Genomic DNA, 19,025 nt, shown 5'->3' on the forward strand with positions numbered 1-19,025 from the left:
TGTTCTAATTGTTGTGTGATTAGCTGATCTCAACAATATTGCCCTTCATCGCCGTTATTCAATAATAATTGTTTCCTTGTGTCGATAAACACTACTCTTAAGTTTGTATTTTAGTTATTATTTATTCCTTTTTGGAATAACGGGTGCAATTGCATGTCATCTACTTGGGTCAATCAGGCCATCGCAAAAATAGAAGCCGATTATCAACGTTCTGCAGATACGCATCTTATAAAATTAGATCTTCCACAACTTGATGGAATAGACATTTATTTAAAAGATGAGAGTACTCACCCCACTGGTAGCTTAAAACATCGCTTAGCTCGATCACTATTTCTGTATGCGCTCTGTAATGGCTGGATAAAAAAAGATACCCCGATTATTGAATCCTCCTCTGGCAGCACCGCCGTTTCGGAAGCCTATTTTGCAAGATTACTCGGATTACCTTTTATCGCAGTGATGCCAACTACTACCGCCAAGAAAAAAATCCAACAAATTGAATTCTATGGTGCTCAATGCCATTTTGTCGATAATGGCAGTCAAATGTATGCAGAATCAGAAAGGTTAGCCACTGAGTTAAAGGGTCATTATATGGACCAATTCACTTATGCTGAACGCGCAACAGATTGGCGGGGTAATAACAATATTGCTGACTCGATTTTTAATCAGATGGAAAGAGAACCTTATCCAATTCCAAGTTGGATTGTCATGAGCCCTGGTACTGGAGGTACAAGTGCCACCATTGGCCGCTACATTCGTTATCAACAACAACAAACACAACTGTGCGTCGTTGACCCAGAAAATTCAGTATTTTATGATTACTTTCACAGTGGTGATGCCACTCTGGTTAGTGATAAAAGCAGTAAAATTGAAGGCATTGGTCGACCTCGCGTTGAACCGTCTTTTATTGCTGGTGTGATTGATAGCATGATTAAAATCCCTGATGCCGCCTCAATCGCAACGATTCAGTGGTTAGAACAACTCATCGGGCGTAAAACCGGTGCGTCAACCGGCACAAACTTATACGGCGCATTGTTGCTGGCATCGCAGATGCGAACTGCCGGTCAAACAGGCTCGATTGTGACCTTGATTTGTGATGCCGGAGAGCGTTATCTAGATACCTATTACAATCCACAATGGATTGAGGACAACATTGGTTGTTTTGAGCACTATCGAGAAAAACTGACCGCGTTTAATGACACAGGTTTACTGAGTTAACTATCCGAACATAAAAAAGCCGTTGAACCTGTGTTCAACGGCTTTTTTATGGCACAACTGTGTTGACACAATTGTGCCTGAAATAAATACCTGCTAATCGATATTCAAATATTTGTGTGTTTGGATAGATAATCGCCAATTACGACTAATACATACTTTTATTGCAAGTTCTGTCGCGCGGGCCTTTTGGCTGATCGGTTGCAAACAAATGGTTTTATCGCTGACATCAATATTTCGCAATAGCTCATCTAATTCTTCAATATGATATTCTGTGGCGATCGGATGTTTAATTTCATTTGCGCGGTTTAATGCTTGTTCGAGCACCTTGTATCCACCTTTCATATTGATTTTAGGTGATACAGTTACCCAAACCTTAGCATGGCATTTCACTTCAAAAGTACCACTGGTTTCAATCTGGATCTTATAACCAGCCTCTATAAAGTCGGTAGTTAACTCTGTTAAATCATACAAGCACGGCTCACCACCGGTTAACACTATGTGCTTAGCCGTAAATCCTTTCTCTGTGAACGCTTGCAATAATGTTTGCCCAGTATGATCAGCCCATCGACCGAGGGTGCCATCCACTTGAATAACTTGATCCGCAGTAACTTTATTTTCAGGTAATACATCCCAAGTTTGCTTAGTATCACACCATGCACAACCCACAGGACAGCCCTGTAAGCGCACGAACAGTGCAGCAACACCAGTATATGAGCCCTCACCTTGTATTGTTTCAAATACTTCGTTAATGGGATATTTCATCGTTTACCTTACTTTTAGCGACAAGTATCGGCTACCTGACTTTCAACGGGGCGGCATTTATAGAGTATTTTGCCATTAGCTGCAAGTATTTACACCTATGGCTTTGCAGTTGGGTCTGCCTTAGGTAAAATATCATTTCTATTTACTTGAACCACTAAGCGTTGATCACACCGATCTTACCCGTCAGTTCAGTACGTTAATGAGTATATCCATGCCAGATGCAAAGCAAAACCCACCAACTAAAGCCCTTGTTGTTTTCAGTGGCGGTCAAGATTCAACTACTTGTGTTATCCAAGCTTTATCACAATATGATGAAGTACATGGGATCACTTTTGATTATGGTCAACGTCATCGTCAAGAAATAGAAGTGGCAAAATCATTGGCAACAGAGTTGAAATTAGCAAGCCATAAAGTCATGGATGCTACCTTGTTAAACGAGTTGGCCATTTCTGCGTTAACGCGTGACGCCATTCCCGTATCACATGATTTGATGAATAATGGTTTGCCAAATACCTTTGTGCCTGGGCGTAATATACTATTTTTAACCTTAGCGGGTATTTATGCTTATCAACTTGGTTGTGAGGTTATCATTACTGGCGTATGTGAAACGGATTTTTCCGGATATCCAGATTGTCGTAACGAGTTTATTCAATCGATGCAATCGTCTTTAGCTTTAGGTATGGACAAACCGATTAAAATCGTTACCCCACTAATGTGGCTCAATAAAGCTGAAACATGGGCATTGGCAGACAAATATCATCAATTAGCCTTAGTGCAACAACAAACGTTAACTTGTTATAACGGTATTATTGGTGAGGGCTGTGGAGATTGTCCTGCATGTTTACTGCGTCAACGAGGCTTAGATGATTATCTGCAAAATAGTCAATCAGTCATGACATCGTTAAACAATAAAATATGACCATATCGTTCACACTCTTTAACTAACAACAGAGGTTTACACTTTAATATCCCTCTGTTGTTATTGCATTATTTTTCATTAAGATACCAAAACGACATAGGGTTAACTCAAAATAACCTTTTTGCGCTACAGTTAACTCAGTGTCTTCAAAACAAATTGGCTTGACTGAAATTTGACGGTGAGTATAGAGGATATTTTGTTAAAACATAAATCAAACACTGTTGGCCTATATCATGTTGTTGTGGTGATCAGCCTCATTTGTATTGGGCTTTTTGCGGCAGATTTACCTTCGCCTTCATTTTGGCCTACTGATCAGTATTTCAGTTATCAGTATGACGCAATTGCTCATGGTCAAGTTTGGCGATTAATCACCGGTAACCTGCTGCATACTAATTTATGGCACTTGCTAATGAATTTAGCCGGTTTCTGGGTCATTATCTTCCTCCATGAAGTTCATTATAAGCAGCACGCCGGTAAATTATTGCTGCTTTTTTTCAGTTTATGCCTGTTAGAGGGCATAGGCTTATATATTTTTTATCCTAGCTTGAAAGCCTATGTGGGGCTAAGTGGATTATTACATGGCTTATTTGTATTTGGCGCGGTAATGGATATCCGCAGAGGTTATCGTTCAGGTTATTTACTCTTGCTCGGTGTCATCATCAAAGTGGGATATGAGCAATTATTTGGTGCGAGCGATAGCATTACTCAATTGATTAATGCGCGAGTTGCCACTGAATCCCATTTTGTCGGCTTAATCAGTGGGATGATCTGTGCATTATGCTGGTCTAGTGTCGTTCACCGTTTTAAGTATAAAAAAGTATAATCTCCGCTTCGCCTTATTGAGCATATTCAGCTCAATTACACTTCAACCAATTTTCGTTGATTGAAGTGACTATTCATTGCCGTTCAACAAACAAGCAAAGGCTCATTTAACACCGTTTAAACTTTGCTCCGCTATTGCACTTTTATCACATAAGCCATGCCACTGATGCTTTAGCTACCGGTAACACTCTCGACCTAGTATCGATCACAAGTCAGTATTGATCACAAGTCAGTGCGCAGCAAGAATATCAATAGACTACTGTATCGAAGCGGTCTAGAACCAATTTGATCCAATCAACACATTGAAGCATTAACCTTTTTGCAGACAATCAAGCTTATCTAGATTACTGGTGACGGGTGCCAACTCGGAAAGACTAACTCAGTGACGGTTACTTGCGCTGATCAGTGCTAGACATTGCCTTTTCAGGCGCTTGTACCACATCATTATTGATAACCTCAGTAACAGGTACATCTATTATTGCCGTATTATTGGTTGCATTCGATTTGAGATTAGCTCGCTCAACCAATTTGTCATACTCGGCTTGGGTGATGAGGTAACTTTTAAGTGGGGGTAAAGGCTCAGCTTGATTGCGACTTGCGGCATCGGTTAGCGGAATATCGAGTAAACCACCAACATCGACTTTCCAATAAATGCTCGCAAAAATAATCAGTAACACGTGTACCGTAACAACAATAATCATTGCATTTGTTGATGTCATTATTCGGGTAATAAGCTTATTAACAACAGAGCCTATTGGGGCTGTATCTGTTTCTGTTTCTGCATCTATCTCAGTCATTCCAGGCGCTGCCAAATTATGTTGAGACTGAATTGCCCCCAATAATTGCAGTTTAATCTTATTCGCAACTCGTTGTTGATGAGCATGAAGTTGACTGTCATCGACATCCTGTTGTTGAGGATCAATAAAAGGTGTCATATCTTCATTAAAGTCAATCTTAGCAATCTCATTAACTTGAGCGGTTTCATTACCCCACACAGAGGACTCATCAGTGTTAGCGTGGACATTTCGCGTAGGATTGGCCATAGGATACTTATAAAATAATTATGAATAAAGTAATACAGGTTTCATTGCCATAGTATAGCGTTAATCACCGCATAAGCGACACACAGTAAGATTAATTAAGTTAAACATAACGACCAATGGACACTTCACTTAACTCAATGCACTGTTAGCTGTACATCATAAAAGGTTGTTGCATGCTATCCTGCGATAGGGTTTTAGCACAACGAACAGCCTTAATGTTTGCGTCATATGTCTAACCTTTACAGTGGCAGCGTCGAGATTATTAGCTTGTATGAACAAACTATCTTGCTATTTTTTGTACTACAGCTATAGCAGTTCAAACGGATGTAGACCCAAGGATCATATTCAGCTTACACGTGTTCACCAATTTAATGCTATTGTAGTTGGACACTGTTAGACTTGATTTCGATTCATTTCCATTCAACAACACAACGGACAATCATGAATTCATCCATAGCCACATCGTCAGCTCATCAAGATAACTTAACTCATACTGCTTCTGACTATTGTCACAAAGAAGAAACAGCAAACAGTCTTTCCCATGGCTTAGGTATCTTAGCGGGAATAGTCGGCTTAATCCTAATGTTAACCAAAGCCCCTGCACACTTATCATTCATACAATTAGCCGGTGTGTTTATCTATGGCATTAGTATTATTGCGCTGTTTTTGGCCTCAACATTGTACCATTCAAGTAAAACAACACTTTGGCGTCGCCGTTTTAAGATGGCAGATCATTGTGCCATTTATACCCTCATCGCTGGCACTTATACCCCAATGATGTTGATAAGCCTTCAAAGCCCACAAGCTACAAGGGTACTTATCGCCATTTGGGCGTTGGCACTTGGCGGTATTATTTTTAAAACCTTATTTATCGGGCGATTTAAAGCGTTTAGTGTGGTGTTATATTTAGTGATGGGTTGGTTATGTGTCACCGTAATCAGCGATTTAAACCAACACATGAGTGATGTAGGTTTAGGCTTATTATTCGCGGGGGGCTTATTTTATAGTCTGGGAGTGATATTTTATATTGGAAAACGTATTCCCTTTAATCATGCTATATGGCACTTGTTTGTGCTCGGCGGCGCGGTGTCACACTTTTTATGTATCTACTTAACGGTACTCTAAACGTTGATAATACAGTTATTATATCCTCGCTATCACCTATATTGCGATTGTACACTTGATGCTATTTTTATTATCCTTGCCTAATATTCAATATTTAATCATTATTGCGTCTAAAGCATCTTTGTTTGGAATGTAATGGCAACCCTTTCTTCGATGGAGCGTATCTGGTTTATTGTTAACCTCATCCCCAAAGGCAATGTATTACCTTATGGCATAGCCGCCGATTTAGCGGGATTACCAGGACGGGCGCGTTACGTATCACGAGCCCTAAAATTAGCACCACAATCATTAGCATTACCATGGCATCGTGTCATTAACAGCCAAGGAAAAATATCATTCGCTAACAATACTGAACCTTTTCGAACCCAACAAGAATTATTAAGATTAGAAGGTATAGAAGTGAACGCAGGCAAGATTTCATTGTCTCAATATCAATGGAAACCTGATATTGCCACATTGGTAATGACATTACCCTTTTAATATCAGATTGTTAACTGTTTTTATACTTTAAGGTAATTATACATTGGCAAATAAATTAACTCGCTTATTCACGTTGATCTTGTGTATTAGTCCTGTGATTTTCGCACACGCCTCTGACAACCAACCGCTGACTTCAGATGCTGAGATGACGGAGCCATTAGGTGTGTCACAAACCGCTGTTATCGGAAAACAAGGTGAACAAGTTAATCCAACTGCGGCATTAAGTGGTATCCAAAAAGCGGCTATTTTATCACCCTTGACGGCCCACACCGCTAAATACAACGTATTTTATGGCAGCATTGAATTAGGTGTAGCAAATTATCGCTTACCTGCAACCGATAGCGGTTTTTACAGTTATCATTTTGATAGCGATGTCAGTTTATTCATACTGTCTGATCAACGTCACCTTAAAAGCGAGTTCACCCTAGAAGATGGTAAATTGGTGCCATTTAGATACATACATGAACGGACAGGTACAGGCAGTGATTACACAGAACAGACTGCATTTGCCAAAGCCCAACAATTTATTCATACCATCTATAAGCAGGAAGCATTAAAACTGCCATACGAAGAAAAAGTATTTGATCCTTTAATGGTGCAATTACAATTTAGAATGGATCTCGCTGCAAATATAAGACCGTTAGATTATAAAATGGTTAAAGAAAAAGAAGTCGATGACTATCAATTTAGAGTATTAGGCAAAGAAAAAGTCATCATAGAAAGCGGCACTTACGATACGGTTAAGGTTGAAGTTGTTCGCGATAGTACCAAAAGACAGACATTTTTCTGGATGGCACCAGATTTAGCTTATCTACCGGTGCGATTAAGTCATTTTTCAAAAGGCAGCAAGCAACTGGATATTCAGCTAGCAAGCTATCAATTTGAACAAGCATTGCCACCAATGACCCCCGTGCTCATTGATGGTCCTGAGCATGAAGGTTCAGCAGCGCTTGATAAACTAGTGGCAGATGCTGAAAATGACGCAGGCATCAGTGAGTCAGAATTAGACAACATTAAGCAATTAGCGACGGATTAACTCACCTTTACGGAATAACGTCCACTCACCTGGCTGTAAAATAACCCAATTTTCATTATTGGTTAACGGTCGGGTGGCAATTACTATCACCACGTCATTGGGGGTGGTTTCTTGACTAAAATCGATGACCACATCGGTATCGATCAAGGTTGCCTTTCCAAATGGAGCTCGGCGAGTGATGTGGCATAAATTATTGGTACAGTAAGTCATTAAGTCTATGCCGTTACTGAGCAACATATTAAATACACCTAGTTGTCTTATTTCATCGGCAAGTTGGCCAATATACTCAAACACCTCATTCATATTGTCAGGTTCATACTCACCAAATTTATTGACCACAGATTCCAATATCCAGCAGAAAGCCAGTTCACTGTCAGTTTCTCCAACAGGTTGAAACCGTGACACGATAAATTTAGTCTGATAATCAGTTAATTGACCATTATGCACATAGGTCCAATAACGGCCCCAAAGCTCACGACTAAATGGGTGAGTATTGACCAAGGACACACAGCCTCGATTTGCCTGGCGAATATGACTGATCACTATTTCACTTTTAATTGGATATGACTTAATGAGCTCTGCAATATGTGACTTACTGCTAGGACAAGCATCTTTAAAGGTGCGGTGTCCTTTGCCTTCATAGAAGGTAATCCCCCAGCCATCAACATGAGGACCCGTTACCCCACCGCGCTCAGCTAAGCCCGTAAAACTAAATACAATATCCGTTGGTACATTGGCACTCATCGCCAGTAATTCACACATTAACCTTGCCTTTTTATTGCCATATTGAGCTAAACACTTCTTATAAACGTATTGTATATACTAAGCTTATTGAGTGGAATATTTCTGTCACACAAATATTTAAACAATTGTTTGAAAAACACTTGTAATCGAGTCTGCATAAGGTTAACTTTTACGTGACACAGGTCTGACCACGATCGAATCTGTGAATAAGATCAACAATTGACGGGCTATTCATTACCTATTTTGAATAGTTTTAAGGAGAAGTACATTGACCACCCTACTTTGGATCATCGCGATGATCTTTGTGCTCGGCGCTATGGCATACCTAAGGGTATCCCTACTATCAACCACAGTTGCAGCAGCCATTGTGCTCGTTGTCGGTAGCACTTTAGACATTACTGGTGTAATTGCATGGATTATTTTCATTGTTATTGCACTGCCACTCAATATCAAATCATTCAGGCAGAATTTTATCAGTCGCCCACTGATAAAAGTGTATCGCGGTATTATGCCAGAGATGTCTTCAACAGAAAAAGAAGCCATTGAAGCTGGTACTACGTGGTGGGAAGCAGATTTGTTTGCCGGTAACCCTAACTGGAGCAAATTACACAACTACCCAAAAGCACGGTTAACTGCCGATGAACAAGCATTCCTAGATGGTCCGGTTGAAGAAGTCTGTAAAATGCTTAATCAACATGAAGTGTCTCATGTGCTTGGGGATTTACCACCGGAGATCTGGCAATTCTTAAAAGATCATGGCTTCTTCGCGATGATCATCAAGAAAAAATTCGGTGGTCTTGAATATTCAGCTTATGCTCAATCATGTGTGTTACAAAAGTTGGCCGGCGTGAGTAGCGAACTAGCCTCTACAGTAGGCGTACCCAATTCACTAGGCCCTGGCGAGCTATTGCAACATTACGGTACTAAAGATCAGCAAGATCATTACTTACCACGTTTAGCGAAAGGCTTAGAAGTGCCATGCTTTGCATTAACGAGCCCTGAAGCAGGCAGTGATGCTGGTTCAATCCCAGATTTCGGCGTTGTATGTAAAGGTGAATTCCAAGGCGAAGAAGTTCTTGGCATGAAACTAACGTGGAACAAACGTTATATTACGTTAGCACCTGTCGCGACCGTATTAGGTCTTGCATTTAAACTACGCGACCCTGATCACCTTTTAGGTGACAAAGAAGAATTAGGCATTACTTGTGCGCTTATCCCTACGGATGTTCCTGGTGTTGAAACCGGCCGTCGTCACTTCCCATTGAACTGTATGTTCCAAAATGGTCCAACACGCGGAAACGAAGTGTTTGTGCCATTAAGCTTCATTATTGGTGGTCCAGAAATGGCAGGCCAAGGGTGGAGAATGTTGGTTGAATGTTTGTCAGTGGGTCGTGGTATTACCCTACCCTCAAACTCAGCCGGTGGAGTAAAAACCGCCGCGGTAGCGACTGGAGCTTACGCTCGTATTCGCCGCCAATTTAAATTACCTATCGGTAAGTTAGAAGGTATTGAAGAGCCAATGGCGCGTATTGGTGGTAACGCATACTTAATGGATGCTGTTGCCACATTAACGACTACTGCTATCGATTTAGGTGAAAAACCTTCGGTGATTTCTGCCATCGTTAAGTACCACTTAACCGACAGAATGCAAAAGTGTGTTATTGATGCAATGGACATTCATGGTGGTAAAGGTGTTTGTCTTGGCCCTAATAACTATTTAGGCCGTGGCTATCAAGCAGCACCGATTGCAATTACCGTAGAAGGTGCAAACATACTGACTCGTTCAATGATCATTTATGGTCAAGGCGCAATACGCTGCCACCCATATGTATTGGCCGAAATGGAGTCTGCATTTGATACGGATGCAAACCGTGGTTTAGCTAACTTTGACGCCGCGATATTTGGTCATATTGGTTTTGCAACATCTAACTTCATTCGTAGCTTCTGGATGGGCTTAACCTCATCTCGTTTCTCCAATAGCCCTTACTCAGATAAAACTAAACGTTATTATCAACAGATGAACCGTTTCAGTGCTAACTTAGCATTATTATCTGATTTAGCGATGGCAACCCTTGGTGGCAACCTAAAACGTAAAGAGCGTATTTCTGCTCGTTTAGGTGACTTGTTAAGTCAGCTGTACCTAACCTCTGCCACATTAAAACGTTATCAAGACGATGGCCGTTTAACTGAAGATTTACCGTTAGTGCAATGGGCTGTTGAAGATTCGTTATACAAGTTACAAGATTCGTTAGATGACTTGCTTAACAACTTCCCAATGGGCTTAGGCATTGCGCTTCGTGCGGTGATCTTCCCATTCGGTCGTCCAATTAAGCGTCCAAGTGATGTATTAGATCACAAAGTAGCTAAGATTATGCAAACCCCCTGTGCTAGCCGTGACCGTTTAGGTAAAGGCCAGTTCTGGACGCCATCTGAGTTCAATCCTGTTGGTATCCAAGAACAAACGTTTAAGGATATCCTAGCTGCAGAACCACTGTATGACAAAGTCTGTAAAGCTGCCGGTAAACGTCTACCATTTATGTGGTTAGACAAAGTTGCTGCAGAAGGTAAAGCGCTTGGTGTGTTAAGCGACAGCGAAATCGCTTTACTTGAACGAGCTGAAATTGGTCGTTTGAAATCAATTAACGTTGATGACTTCGATACCGATGAGCTCCGCGCGCAACTAGCGCCTAAAGCTAAGCGAGAAAAAGCAGCCTAGCTGCCTAGGTTATAAACCTAAAGTAAAAAGGGTAAAGCGCAAGCTTTACCCTTTTTTATTGCTACAGATTGTTCAGATAGACAAAGGGTTAACATGAAGCACTTTACCGGATTACAATTAATGCAAGCCATGCTCAATGGCGATATCCCAGCTCCCTCCATCACCAAAACCATGCCAATGACGGCCATTGAAGTGAGCCAAGGATCGGTTACCTTCGAGGCCTTCGCTGATGAGCGTCACTTAAACCCTATGGGTGGCGTTCATGGTGGTTTTGCCGCCACGGTATTAGACTCGGCAACGGCATGTGCAGTTCATTCAGCCTTGCCTGCTGGTGTCGGCTATTCAACCATAGATTTAAACATTAAGATGGTCCGCCCAGTACCGCAAAAACAACGTTTATTAGCCAAAGGTAGCGTGATGAACTTGTCTACATCATTGGGCATTGCTGAAGCAACATTAACCACTGAAGACGGCAAACTATTGGCCACGGCAACAGCAAGCTGCTTAATTTTACGTGGCGCATAGCTATTTCTCTATAAGAATGACCCGGTCACCATAAAGTCACCTATAAAGAGATCGCAACCACAATAAAATCGTCGATTAAACTGCCGCCGAAAAAGCTAAAAAGCCAGTCATTTGCATAACTGGCTTTTGACATCACTCAAAAAAGTAAAGTTAGTCGTCTTGTAATTCTATTTCTAACTGCTTCGCCACCGCTTGCGGTGAGCTGCTATTACGGGCAAATAAGCTATAAGCAACAGGAATAACAATCAAGGTAAAGAAAGTCGCCAGTAAAATACCTGACAACACCACTACCCCTATTACAAATCGAGTTTCAGCCCCTGCTCCACTGGACAACACTAATGGAATAGCGCCTGCAGCAGTGGTAATACCGGTCATTAAAATGGGCCGTAAACGTTGAGTCGAAGCTTGTAAAATCGCTTGTTGAAACTCAACACCTCGGTCGCGTAATTGATTGGCAAATTCAACGATTAAGATACCGTTTTTAGCAGCCAAGCCAACCAGCATGATAATTCCAATTTGACTGTAAATATTGATACTTTGGTCTGTAAACCATAACCCAATTAGCGCACCTAAAGTCGCGAGTGGTACAGTTAACATAATCACCAAAGGATGAATATAGCTTTCAAACTGTGCCGCAAGCACTAAAAAAACAATTCCCAATGCTAGTAAGAATACAAAGTTCATCGAGTTACCCGACTCTTGGTAATCTAACGATGGACCTTTATAACTGATCACCGCTTCTGCAGGTAAATACGTCACAGCAAGTTCATTGAGATAATCTAACGATTCACCCAGAGTATAATCATCTGCTAAGTTGGCTTCTAACGTGATGGCACGCATACGATTGTAGCGATTTAACGAACTCGCATCGGCAAACTCTTCAACCGAGACTAAGTTTGATAACGGGATCAGTTCTTGCGAGCGGTCAGAACGAACATAAATGTTCTCCATATCAGTCGCAGTACTTTGATTATCACGATTACCTTCAACAATAACATCATACTCCTCGCCATCGCGCATAAAGGTTGTGACCAAGCGCGACCCCAGCATTGACTCTAATGTTCTGCCAATATGGGAAATCGACACACCTAAATCTGCCGCGCGTTCCCGATCAATTACCACTCTCAACTGTGGTTTGGTTTCTTGATAATCGTGATCTAAACCAATGATTTTATGATTCTCTTTGGCTTTATCAAGCATAATATCACGCCACTCCGCCAGTTCTTCGTAGCTTGGACCACCGATAACAAACTGCACAGGTTTACCCACACCGCGACCAAACGCTTGGCGCATAATCGGGAAAGCACGAATGCCGGCTAAATCTGATAAGCGATTACGGATATCGACAATAATTTCATTAGCACTGCGGCGCTCAGCCCAATCTTCGAGCACAATGATCGCCATACCATTTGAAAAATCAGCAGAGGTTCCAAAACCACGAGGGGCACGGATCAATAAGCGCTTAATTTCGCCGCTTTCAACCAGTGGCATTAACCGACCTTCGACTTCATCCATGTATTTTTCAATGTATTCAAAGCTTGCGCCTTGAGGACCATTAACAATTAAAAACATAGAACCCCGGTCTTCTTGTGGGGCAAATTCTTGGGGGATTTTATTCAATAAAAACCCACTTAATGCAAACGAGAACAGTACAATTAATGACACTAAAATCGGTTTTTTCATGCCCGCTTGTAAACTTATCAAATACCAACTTGATAGCTTACTCATCATCTTATCGACTTGTTTAACTAACCACGGGTCTTGGTTTGCGGGTTTTAATAATTTTGAGCACATCATCGGGCTTAACGTTAACGCCACAATACTGGAAAAAATCACTGCCGCGCTCATGGTGACCGCAAACTCTTTAAACAGCTTGCCTAAATCACCCTCTAAGAAGGTGATCGGCATAAACACAGCAACAAGTACCAAGGTTGTTGCCAACACGGCAAATGCCACTTCACGCGCGCCTAAGAAGGCTGCTTTTAACGGTGAATCGCCTTCTTCAATACGTCGATGAATATTTTCGAGCATCACAATGGCATCATCGACCACCATGCCAATGGCGAGGATCATCGCCAACAATGTCAGTAAGTTGATGGTATACCCTAGTGCATATAGCACTATAAAGGTCCCCATTAAAGATACGGGCACAGTGATGGCTGGAATTAACATCGCTCGCACGGAACCTAAAAACAAGTAAATAACGATAATAACTAACACCATGGCAATAAACAGTGTTTTATAAACCTCAGCAATAGAGGCTTCAATAAACACTGAGCTGTCATATGATCGTTTAATCTTCATGCCGGCTGGCAATGTTGGGTTAAGCTTGTCTACCAAGATATTCGCCGCGCGCGCGACGTCCAGGGTATTAGCCGTAGATTGTTTACTGACGCCTAAGCCAATCATCGCCTCTTTGTTGCCTCGGAAGATAATACGCTCTTCCTCGGAACCAATTTCTACTTTGGCGACATCACTTAATTTAATTAAATAACCGTCCTCACCTTGCTTGATCACTAAGTTAGAAAAGTCATTCGCCGTTTTAAATACCCTGTCTAGGCGCACCGTAAAGTGACGATCTTTCGATTCGATTGACCCGGCTGGCAATTCAACATTTTCAGAGCGTAACGCATCTTCAACATCAGAGACGGTTAGATTGCGCGAAGCTAACGCTTGACGGTCAATCCAAATTCGCAAGGCATACACCTTGCCGCCACCTAAACGTAATGTCGACACCCCATCAATTACGGCAAAACGATCGACTAAATAACGATTGGCATAATCCGTAAGCTGCAAGATATCCATTTGATCGGACACTAAATTCAGCCACATAATCACTTCGTCGCTGCCGTTGGCTTTGTAAATGGATGGCGCATCGGCTTCTTCTGGAAGCTGCTCTAATAAACCAGAGATGCGGTCGCGCACATCATTGGTCGCAGCCTCAATATCTCGATTAATATCAAACTCAATAGTGACATTTGAACGGCCATCACTACTGGAAGAACTAATATGACGTATCCCTTCTACACCACTGATCTTGTCTTCGATAAGTTGGGTAATTCGACTCTCGACGACAGAAGCACTGGCGCCACGATAACTGGTCTCGACCGACACAATCGGCGGATCAATATTTGGGTACTCCCGCAAGGGTAATTTACCGAATGATACTAAACCTAATACAATCAGTAAGATACTAATAACAGATGCAAAAACCGGTCTTTTAACCGATAAGTCAGTTAAGATCATGCCGACTTCTCCATTGCTTCAATAAGAGCAAAATTGAAGTTTTCAGCTTGTTGAACTTGAACCTTATCTCCAGGTCGAACTTTTAAAATACCGCGAATAATCACTTGCTGATCAACCTTAAGCCCTTTGGTTATTTCAACCCAACCTCGCGTCCGGGTGCCTAAGGTAACTTGTTGCTGTTCAACTTTATTTTCTGCATTAACCACATACACATAATGTTTGTTTTGAATAGGAATAATAGCGGCTTCTGGTAACAATAATGCTTCACGACTTTGCTTAATAAGACGGACTTTCATTAGCATGCCGGGCAGTAACTTATAATCATCATTAGGCATTACCGCACGCACGACTACCGCTCGGGTTTCAGGGTTAACCCTGCTGTCAATCGAGGTCACAACGCCTTTGAATATCTGGTCTGGATAAGCAACGGCTCTGGCTTCCACTAATTTACCTGGTTGTAATTCTTGGATAAAACGTTCTGGCACTGAAAAGTCTAATTTGATTTTACTCACATCATCTAACGTACTGATTTGCTCACCAGGGGTAACCAAACTGCCGACACTCACTTGGCGTAAGCCTAATTTACCTGCAAATGGCGCTTTAATAGTGCGATCATTGAGTGCCGCTTTTGCTTGCTCGACTTCCGCACGAGTGGTATCGATTAAACTTTGTAACCGGTCTCGTTCTAATTCTGCGATGGTTTTGCTGGTGACCAATGAACGGATACGATCCAATTCACGTAGATTTTCAATTAATTTGATTTCAGTGACGGCCACTTTGGCTTTATGTTCGTCATTTCTCAATTGCACTAATAGCGTACCTTTTTCGACCAAATCACCATCTTTAAAATTAATATTGGTTACAATTTCAGTGATTTTTGATGTCACTATGATCGATTCATACGCTTTTCCTGTACCTAAAGCTTCTACTTCATCACGAATAGGCATAATCGCCACGTTAGCTACAACCACATTAGGTATAGGTCTCGGACGTTGAATGACGGCCTCTTGAGGAAACATTAAATAGTAAGCCGACAGCGCAGCCAACACTATGGCGATCAGTACAATTATCTTTTTCATTTCAGGTCCGTAACCATCGAAGGTTAAATGAATTATATATATGATTTTTAACTTGTATGATTGTACTTAGCAATAAAACTACATCAAGTTGTTTTACTTTCATTTACAAACTACGAACATATCAAGCAAAAGGTTCACATCGAAATTATATGCACTATATTGTGCTTTTAAAGCAATAATAATGCATATTTTTTGCTTTTTACGCATTATGTGAATATCAATCCAATATAGAGGTCTGATTGTCGACACATGCTGTGACAAATCGTTTATAGCATCACTTTAAGTCTCGGTTCATTCTGCGAGAGTTAAGCTTTTCTGGGGGATTATTTAAAAAAGGAGCTCGCGTTATCGTGTCTATATGGATTGAACTGAAGACATTAATATGTGCAGACTAACGACCCATTGAATAAAATGAATATTAAAACTGTATAGCCGGCAAAGCAAAAGAGACGCTCGAAGCGTCTCTTTTAGGATAAAGTCGTTAACCGTAACGCTTAACGAATTTTACGGTCTTCTTGCATTAAGTCTGAGATAATGTTGTACACTTCTGTAATAGACTCATCAGGTAATGGTTTGTCTTCTACATCACGCAGCAATATTTTAGTTTGATTAACATCTTCGGTTTCTTTAAGCAGTAGACGATAATTGCCTTTTTTCAATGACAACTTTTCTTCACTCCATAAAGAGCTCCAGAAACCGCCGCTTTCTTCTAAATTAATGTAAAACAAGCCTTTGCTGTTATCCATATCAACAACATCAAAACCCATTTCCGGTAACACTAACCGTAAGCGATCCCAAACCGATTTGTAACTTGCATCAGCTAACCAATAAGCAGATTCGCTGGCATTCGTCACTAAATCAACTTTAATACCAAGACTTTGCTCAATCCGTGCAGCACGGATAGCTTGATCACGTTTAATACTCATATAAGCAATGGCATTATTTAGCATATCAGTGGTATAACGACGCTTGTCTTCACCATTTAATAAAATCTTTTGATCTTTATCATCGTAAAATTCTTGATGTTCAATTAAATCAATTGCGACAGAGCCTGAACGACCGTGAGATTTCACCTCTACTTGATAACGATAGCGTTGACGAAGTTGATACACTTTGTCACTGCTCCACCAATTAGATTCAATGACTTCATCATTTTCAATCCAATCAGTTTCAATAAAGCCTGCAGCCATATCTTCACTACGCACAGCAATATTGTTTTTGGCTAGATAACCATTAATCACATCAAATATTTCTTGATTTAAATCAGTGGTACTTTCAATCGATTCAATCACCACTCGAATATTATCATTGCTTTCTTCGATGTGTGTGCCTTCAGCCATTGGTAATACTTGCAATGGTGCACGAATATCAAGATTTTTACCCACAAGTTGCTTGTTTACTTTATTGCCCACAGCGGGAATATCATATTCTTTGCTGTAAGTAGGCGTATTCAAGCCCTGTGGGATCGTCAATAATGGCGTAGTTTCAGCATTGACGAAATCATCATCACCATTTGCCTGACGGCGATCTAATGGTGTACTGCAAGCTGTAATAGCTGCAACAAGGAGTAACGGAGTGACTTTCTTTAACATGAATTTATTTTACCTCGATATGAGCTTGTTTCATTGTTTCTATTAACAGACCATGAAACTGCTCAGAAAGTTCAGTTAAAGGTAAACGAATATGACCATCAGCTATCAAACCCATTCTATGAACAGCCCATTTTACTGGGATTGGGTTGGCTTCACAAAATAAAGAGCGATATATGCCCATCAATGGTTGATCAATGGTGGCAGCTAATTGAGCATTTTTAGATAATGCGGCATCACACATGGCTTTAAACGCATGTGGAACAATATTATTCGCTACGGAAATAACGCCATTACCACCCAGCAATAAAAACTCGCGTGCTGTGGCATCATCACCGCTGTAAAGTAAAAACTCATCACCACACAATTCGCGCAAACGTGAGACCCGGCTTAAATCGCCAGTAGCCTCTTTTACACCAATAATATTACTCACCTTTGATAATTCCGCCACGGTTTCGGGTTTCATATCAACAGCGGTACGACCTGGTACATTATAAAGAATTTGCGAAATGTCAGTACTTGCAGCAACCGCCTTATAATGGGCAATGAGCCCCTTTGGCGAAGGCTTATTGTAATAAGGGGTCACGCCAAGCATGGCGACAACACCTGATTTTTGCATTGCTTTGGTTAATTCTATTGCTTCTGCAGTGGCATTGGCGCCATTACCACCAATAACAGGCAGACGACCTGATGCAAACTTAACCGTTTGGGTAACAACAGCCACATGCTCTGTCATAGGCAAAGTTGCTGATTCGCCTGTAGTACCGACCGCGACAATGGCATCAGTACCTTGTTCAATATGAAACTCAACAAGTCGTTCAAGACTTGCATAATCTACTGTGCCATCACTATTCATTGGTGTGATTAAGGCTACGATGCTTCCGTTTATCATCTATCTTCCCCACGGTTTCAGGATTCGCTATGTTACTGATGCCAACCACTAATGACAAGCTCTACGGTAACCAGAATCTGAAATAAGTTATTTATACTATTTATTGCACAGTAACCTAGCATCTTTGAAGCCATAGCGCTAAAAAATAATCACATTTATGTGAGTGATATAGGTTAGTATATTGAGGTGTTTTAGTGAAAAATGATAGTATTAACACCCGCACCAAAACTTACATGCTTTGGCATAAGTTTTCGCTCTAAGATATCAAAAAGTGAGGAAAATCCATGACCAATTATCTGGTCGTTACGGCAATGGGCGCAGACCGTCCTGGATTAGTGAGTCGTTTAGCGCGTTTAGCAAGTGATTGTGATTGCGATATAGTCGACAGTCGTATGGCATTATTTGGTAATGAATTTACCTTAATTATGATGATATCAGGATCTTGGTCAGCGATGACAAAAATCGAAAGCTTATTACCCGTGTTGAGTGTTGAACTTGAACTCATGACGGTAATGAAGCGAACATCCAAACATACGCCCAAAAACTTTGTCTCTCGTATTGAAGTTATTTTTAATGGTGAAGATCTACGCGGAACCATGAAGAGCATTACCCATTTCTTGGCTGAAAGAGGCCTCGATTTAGGTGCAGTCCGCTCCCACGCTGAAGATAATAACAATCTTAAAACTCAGTCGATTCTACTCGCTATCAATATCCCCGATAAAGTCAATCTATTGAAGCTTGAACAAGGTATTCATGAACTGGCTGAATCTTTGTCATTAGAGTGCACCATTAAACGTATGCAAGGTATTGCGGCGCCATAATAGTTAAAAAT

Annotated in this window: 16 protein-coding genes; 9 read left to right on the top strand and 7 right to left on the bottom strand. The window is 41.1% G+C overall.

All coding sequences use genetic code 11. The features are described from left to right. Nucleotides 1-153: 153 nt before the first annotated feature. Complete coding sequence (locus EGC80_RS16985) at nt 154-1,215, top strand: PLP-dependent cysteine synthase family protein (RefSeq protein ID WP_124011513.1); 1,062 nt, start codon at nt 154-156, stop codon at nt 1,213-1,215. A gap of 93 nt (nt 1,216-1,308) precedes the next feature. Here EGC80_RS16985 and queE read toward each other — a convergent pair whose 3' ends face one another. Then, nucleotides 1,309-1,977 carry a 7-carboxy-7-deazaguanine synthase QueE gene (queE, locus tag EGC80_RS16990; protein WP_124011514.1) on the bottom strand — a complete coding sequence of 223 codons (669 nt, stop codon included), beginning with the start codon at nt 1,975-1,977 and terminating at the stop codon, nt 1,309-1,311. 211 nt (nt 1,978-2,188) lie between these two features. On the opposite strand from queE, the gene queC reads away from it, so the two are divergent. After that, entirely contained in the window at nt 2,189-2,896 is a 708-nt protein-coding gene (gene queC / locus EGC80_RS16995) for a 7-cyano-7-deazaguanine synthase QueC (protein ID WP_124011515.1), read from the top strand. A 196-nt stretch (nt 2,897-3,092) separates the two neighbouring features. Continuing rightward, the gene (rrtA, locus tag EGC80_RS17000; protein WP_232772044.1) at nt 3,093-3,719 is read left to right on the top strand and encodes a rhombosortase; all 627 of its coding nucleotides are present in this window, start codon (nt 3,093-3,095) and stop codon (nt 3,717-3,719) included. A 388-nt stretch (nt 3,720-4,107) separates the two neighbouring features. On the opposite strand, the gene EGC80_RS17005 is transcribed toward rrtA, so the two are convergent. Further along, the gene (locus EGC80_RS17005; protein ID WP_124011516.1) at nt 4,108-4,761 is read right to left on the bottom strand and encodes a hypothetical protein; all 654 of its coding nucleotides are present in this window, start codon (nt 4,759-4,761) and stop codon (nt 4,108-4,110) included. Between the two features lie 441 nt (nt 4,762-5,202). Between EGC80_RS17005 and trhA the strand changes: the two genes are divergently transcribed. From trhA to EGC80_RS17020, 3 genes are all read left to right on the top strand, one after another. Then, nucleotides 5,203-5,886: a PAQR family membrane homeostasis protein TrhA gene (gene trhA, locus EGC80_RS17010; protein ID WP_124011517.1), complete on the top strand. Its 684-nt coding sequence runs from the start codon at nt 5,203-5,205 to the stop codon at nt 5,884-5,886. Between the two features lie 135 nt (nt 5,887-6,021). Further along, the gene (locus EGC80_RS17015; RefSeq protein WP_124011518.1) at nt 6,022-6,366 is read left to right on the top strand and encodes an MGMT family protein; all 345 of its coding nucleotides are present in this window, start codon (nt 6,022-6,024) and stop codon (nt 6,364-6,366) included. A gap of 43 nt (nt 6,367-6,409) precedes the next feature. Continuing rightward, on the top strand, nt 6,410-7,402 hold the full coding sequence (locus tag EGC80_RS17020; protein WP_233768533.1) for a DUF3108 domain-containing protein: 993 nt from the start codon (nt 6,410-6,412) through the stop codon (nt 7,400-7,402). On the opposite strand, the gene EGC80_RS17025 is transcribed toward EGC80_RS17020, so the two are convergent. Next, nucleotides 7,388-8,164 carry a class II glutamine amidotransferase gene (locus tag EGC80_RS17025; protein WP_124011519.1) on the bottom strand — a complete coding sequence of 259 codons (777 nt, stop codon included), beginning with the start codon at nt 8,162-8,164 and terminating at the stop codon, nt 7,388-7,390. The two genes, EGC80_RS17020 and EGC80_RS17025, sit on opposite strands and share 15 nt — an antisense overlap. 250 nt (nt 8,165-8,414) lie before the next feature. On the opposite strand from EGC80_RS17025, the gene fadE reads away from it, so the two are divergent. Continuing rightward, nucleotides 8,415-10,862 carry an acyl-CoA dehydrogenase FadE gene (gene fadE / locus EGC80_RS17030; protein WP_124011520.1) on the top strand — a complete coding sequence of 816 codons (2,448 nt, stop codon included), beginning with the start codon at nt 8,415-8,417 and terminating at the stop codon, nt 10,860-10,862. 93 nt (nt 10,863-10,955) lie between these two features. Beyond that, on the top strand, nt 10,956-11,387 hold the full coding sequence (locus tag EGC80_RS17035; protein ID WP_101031772.1) for a PaaI family thioesterase: 432 nt from the start codon (nt 10,956-10,958) through the stop codon (nt 11,385-11,387). A gap of 150 nt (nt 11,388-11,537) precedes the next feature. Here EGC80_RS17035 and EGC80_RS17040 read toward each other — a convergent pair whose 3' ends face one another. The 4 genes from EGC80_RS17040 to dapA all read right to left on the bottom strand — a co-directional run bounded on the left by EGC80_RS17040 (nt 11,538) and on the right by dapA (nt 18,193). Then, on the bottom strand, nt 11,538-14,633 hold the full coding sequence (locus EGC80_RS17040) for an efflux RND transporter permease subunit (protein WP_124011521.1): 3,096 nt from the start codon (nt 14,631-14,633) through the stop codon (nt 11,538-11,540). Next, complete coding sequence (locus EGC80_RS17045) at nt 14,630-15,712, bottom strand: efflux RND transporter periplasmic adaptor subunit (RefSeq protein WP_101031775.1); 1,083 nt, start codon at nt 15,710-15,712, stop codon at nt 14,630-14,632. The genes EGC80_RS17040 and EGC80_RS17045 overlap by 4 nt, the downstream gene beginning before the upstream one ends. Before the next feature lie 494 nt (nt 15,713-16,206). After that, entirely contained in the window at nt 16,207-17,304 is a 1,098-nt protein-coding gene (gene bamC / locus EGC80_RS17050) for an outer membrane protein assembly factor BamC (protein WP_124011522.1), read from the bottom strand. A gap of 4 nt (nt 17,305-17,308) precedes the next feature. Further along, nucleotides 17,309-18,193, bottom strand: a complete 885-nt coding sequence (gene dapA / locus EGC80_RS17055; protein ID WP_124011523.1) for a 4-hydroxy-tetrahydrodipicolinate synthase — start codon at nt 18,191-18,193, stop codon at nt 17,309-17,311. Nucleotides 18,194-18,477: 284 nt separating this feature from the next. On the opposite strand from dapA, the gene EGC80_RS17060 reads away from it, so the two are divergent. Next, the gene (locus EGC80_RS17060) at nt 18,478-19,014 is read left to right on the top strand and encodes a glycine cleavage system protein R (RefSeq protein WP_124011524.1); all 537 of its coding nucleotides are present in this window, start codon (nt 18,478-18,480) and stop codon (nt 19,012-19,014) included. The last annotated feature ends 11 nt before the right edge of the window (nt 19,015-19,025 follow it).

This window comes from Shewanella psychromarinicola, from assembly GCF_003855155.1.
GTDB classification, from domain to species: domain Bacteria; phylum Pseudomonadota; class Gammaproteobacteria; order Enterobacterales; family Shewanellaceae; genus Shewanella; species Shewanella psychromarinicola.

Coding starts and splice junctions, on each gene's coding strand:
- EGC80_RS16985 (WP_124011513.1), top strand. CDS start 154: ATGTCATCTACTTGGGTCAATCAGGCCATCGCAAAAATAGAAGCCGAT.
- queE (WP_124011514.1), bottom strand. CDS start 1,977: ATGAAATATCCCATTAACGAAGTATTTGAAACAATACAAGGTGAGGGC.
- queC (WP_124011515.1), top strand. CDS start 2,189: ATGCCAGATGCAAAGCAAAACCCACCAACTAAAGCCCTTGTTGTTTTC.
- EGC80_RS17005 (WP_124011516.1), bottom strand. CDS start 4,761: ATGGCCAATCCTACGCGAAATGTCCACGCTAACACTGATGAGTCCTCT.
- trhA (WP_124011517.1), top strand. CDS start 5,203: ATGAATTCATCCATAGCCACATCGTCAGCTCATCAAGATAACTTAACT.
- EGC80_RS17015 (WP_124011518.1), top strand. CDS start 6,022: ATGGCAACCCTTTCTTCGATGGAGCGTATCTGGTTTATTGTTAACCTC.
- EGC80_RS17025 (WP_124011519.1), bottom strand. CDS start 8,164: ATGTGTGAATTACTGGCGATGAGTGCCAATGTACCAACGGATATTGTA.
- EGC80_RS17035 (WP_101031772.1), top strand. CDS start 10,956: ATGAAGCACTTTACCGGATTACAATTAATGCAAGCCATGCTCAATGGC.
- EGC80_RS17040 (WP_124011521.1), bottom strand. CDS start 14,633: ATGATCTTAACTGACTTATCGGTTAAAAGACCGGTTTTTGCATCTGTT.
- EGC80_RS17045 (WP_101031775.1), bottom strand. CDS start 15,712: ATGAAAAAGATAATTGTACTGATCGCCATAGTGTTGGCTGCGCTGTCG.
- bamC (WP_124011522.1), bottom strand. CDS start 17,304: ATGTTAAAGAAAGTCACTCCGTTACTCCTTGTTGCAGCTATTACAGCT.
- dapA (WP_124011523.1), bottom strand. CDS start 18,193: ATGATAAACGGAAGCATCGTAGCCTTAATCACACCAATGAATAGTGAT.
- EGC80_RS17060 (WP_124011524.1), top strand. CDS start 18,478: ATGACCAATTATCTGGTCGTTACGGCAATGGGCGCAGACCGTCCTGGA.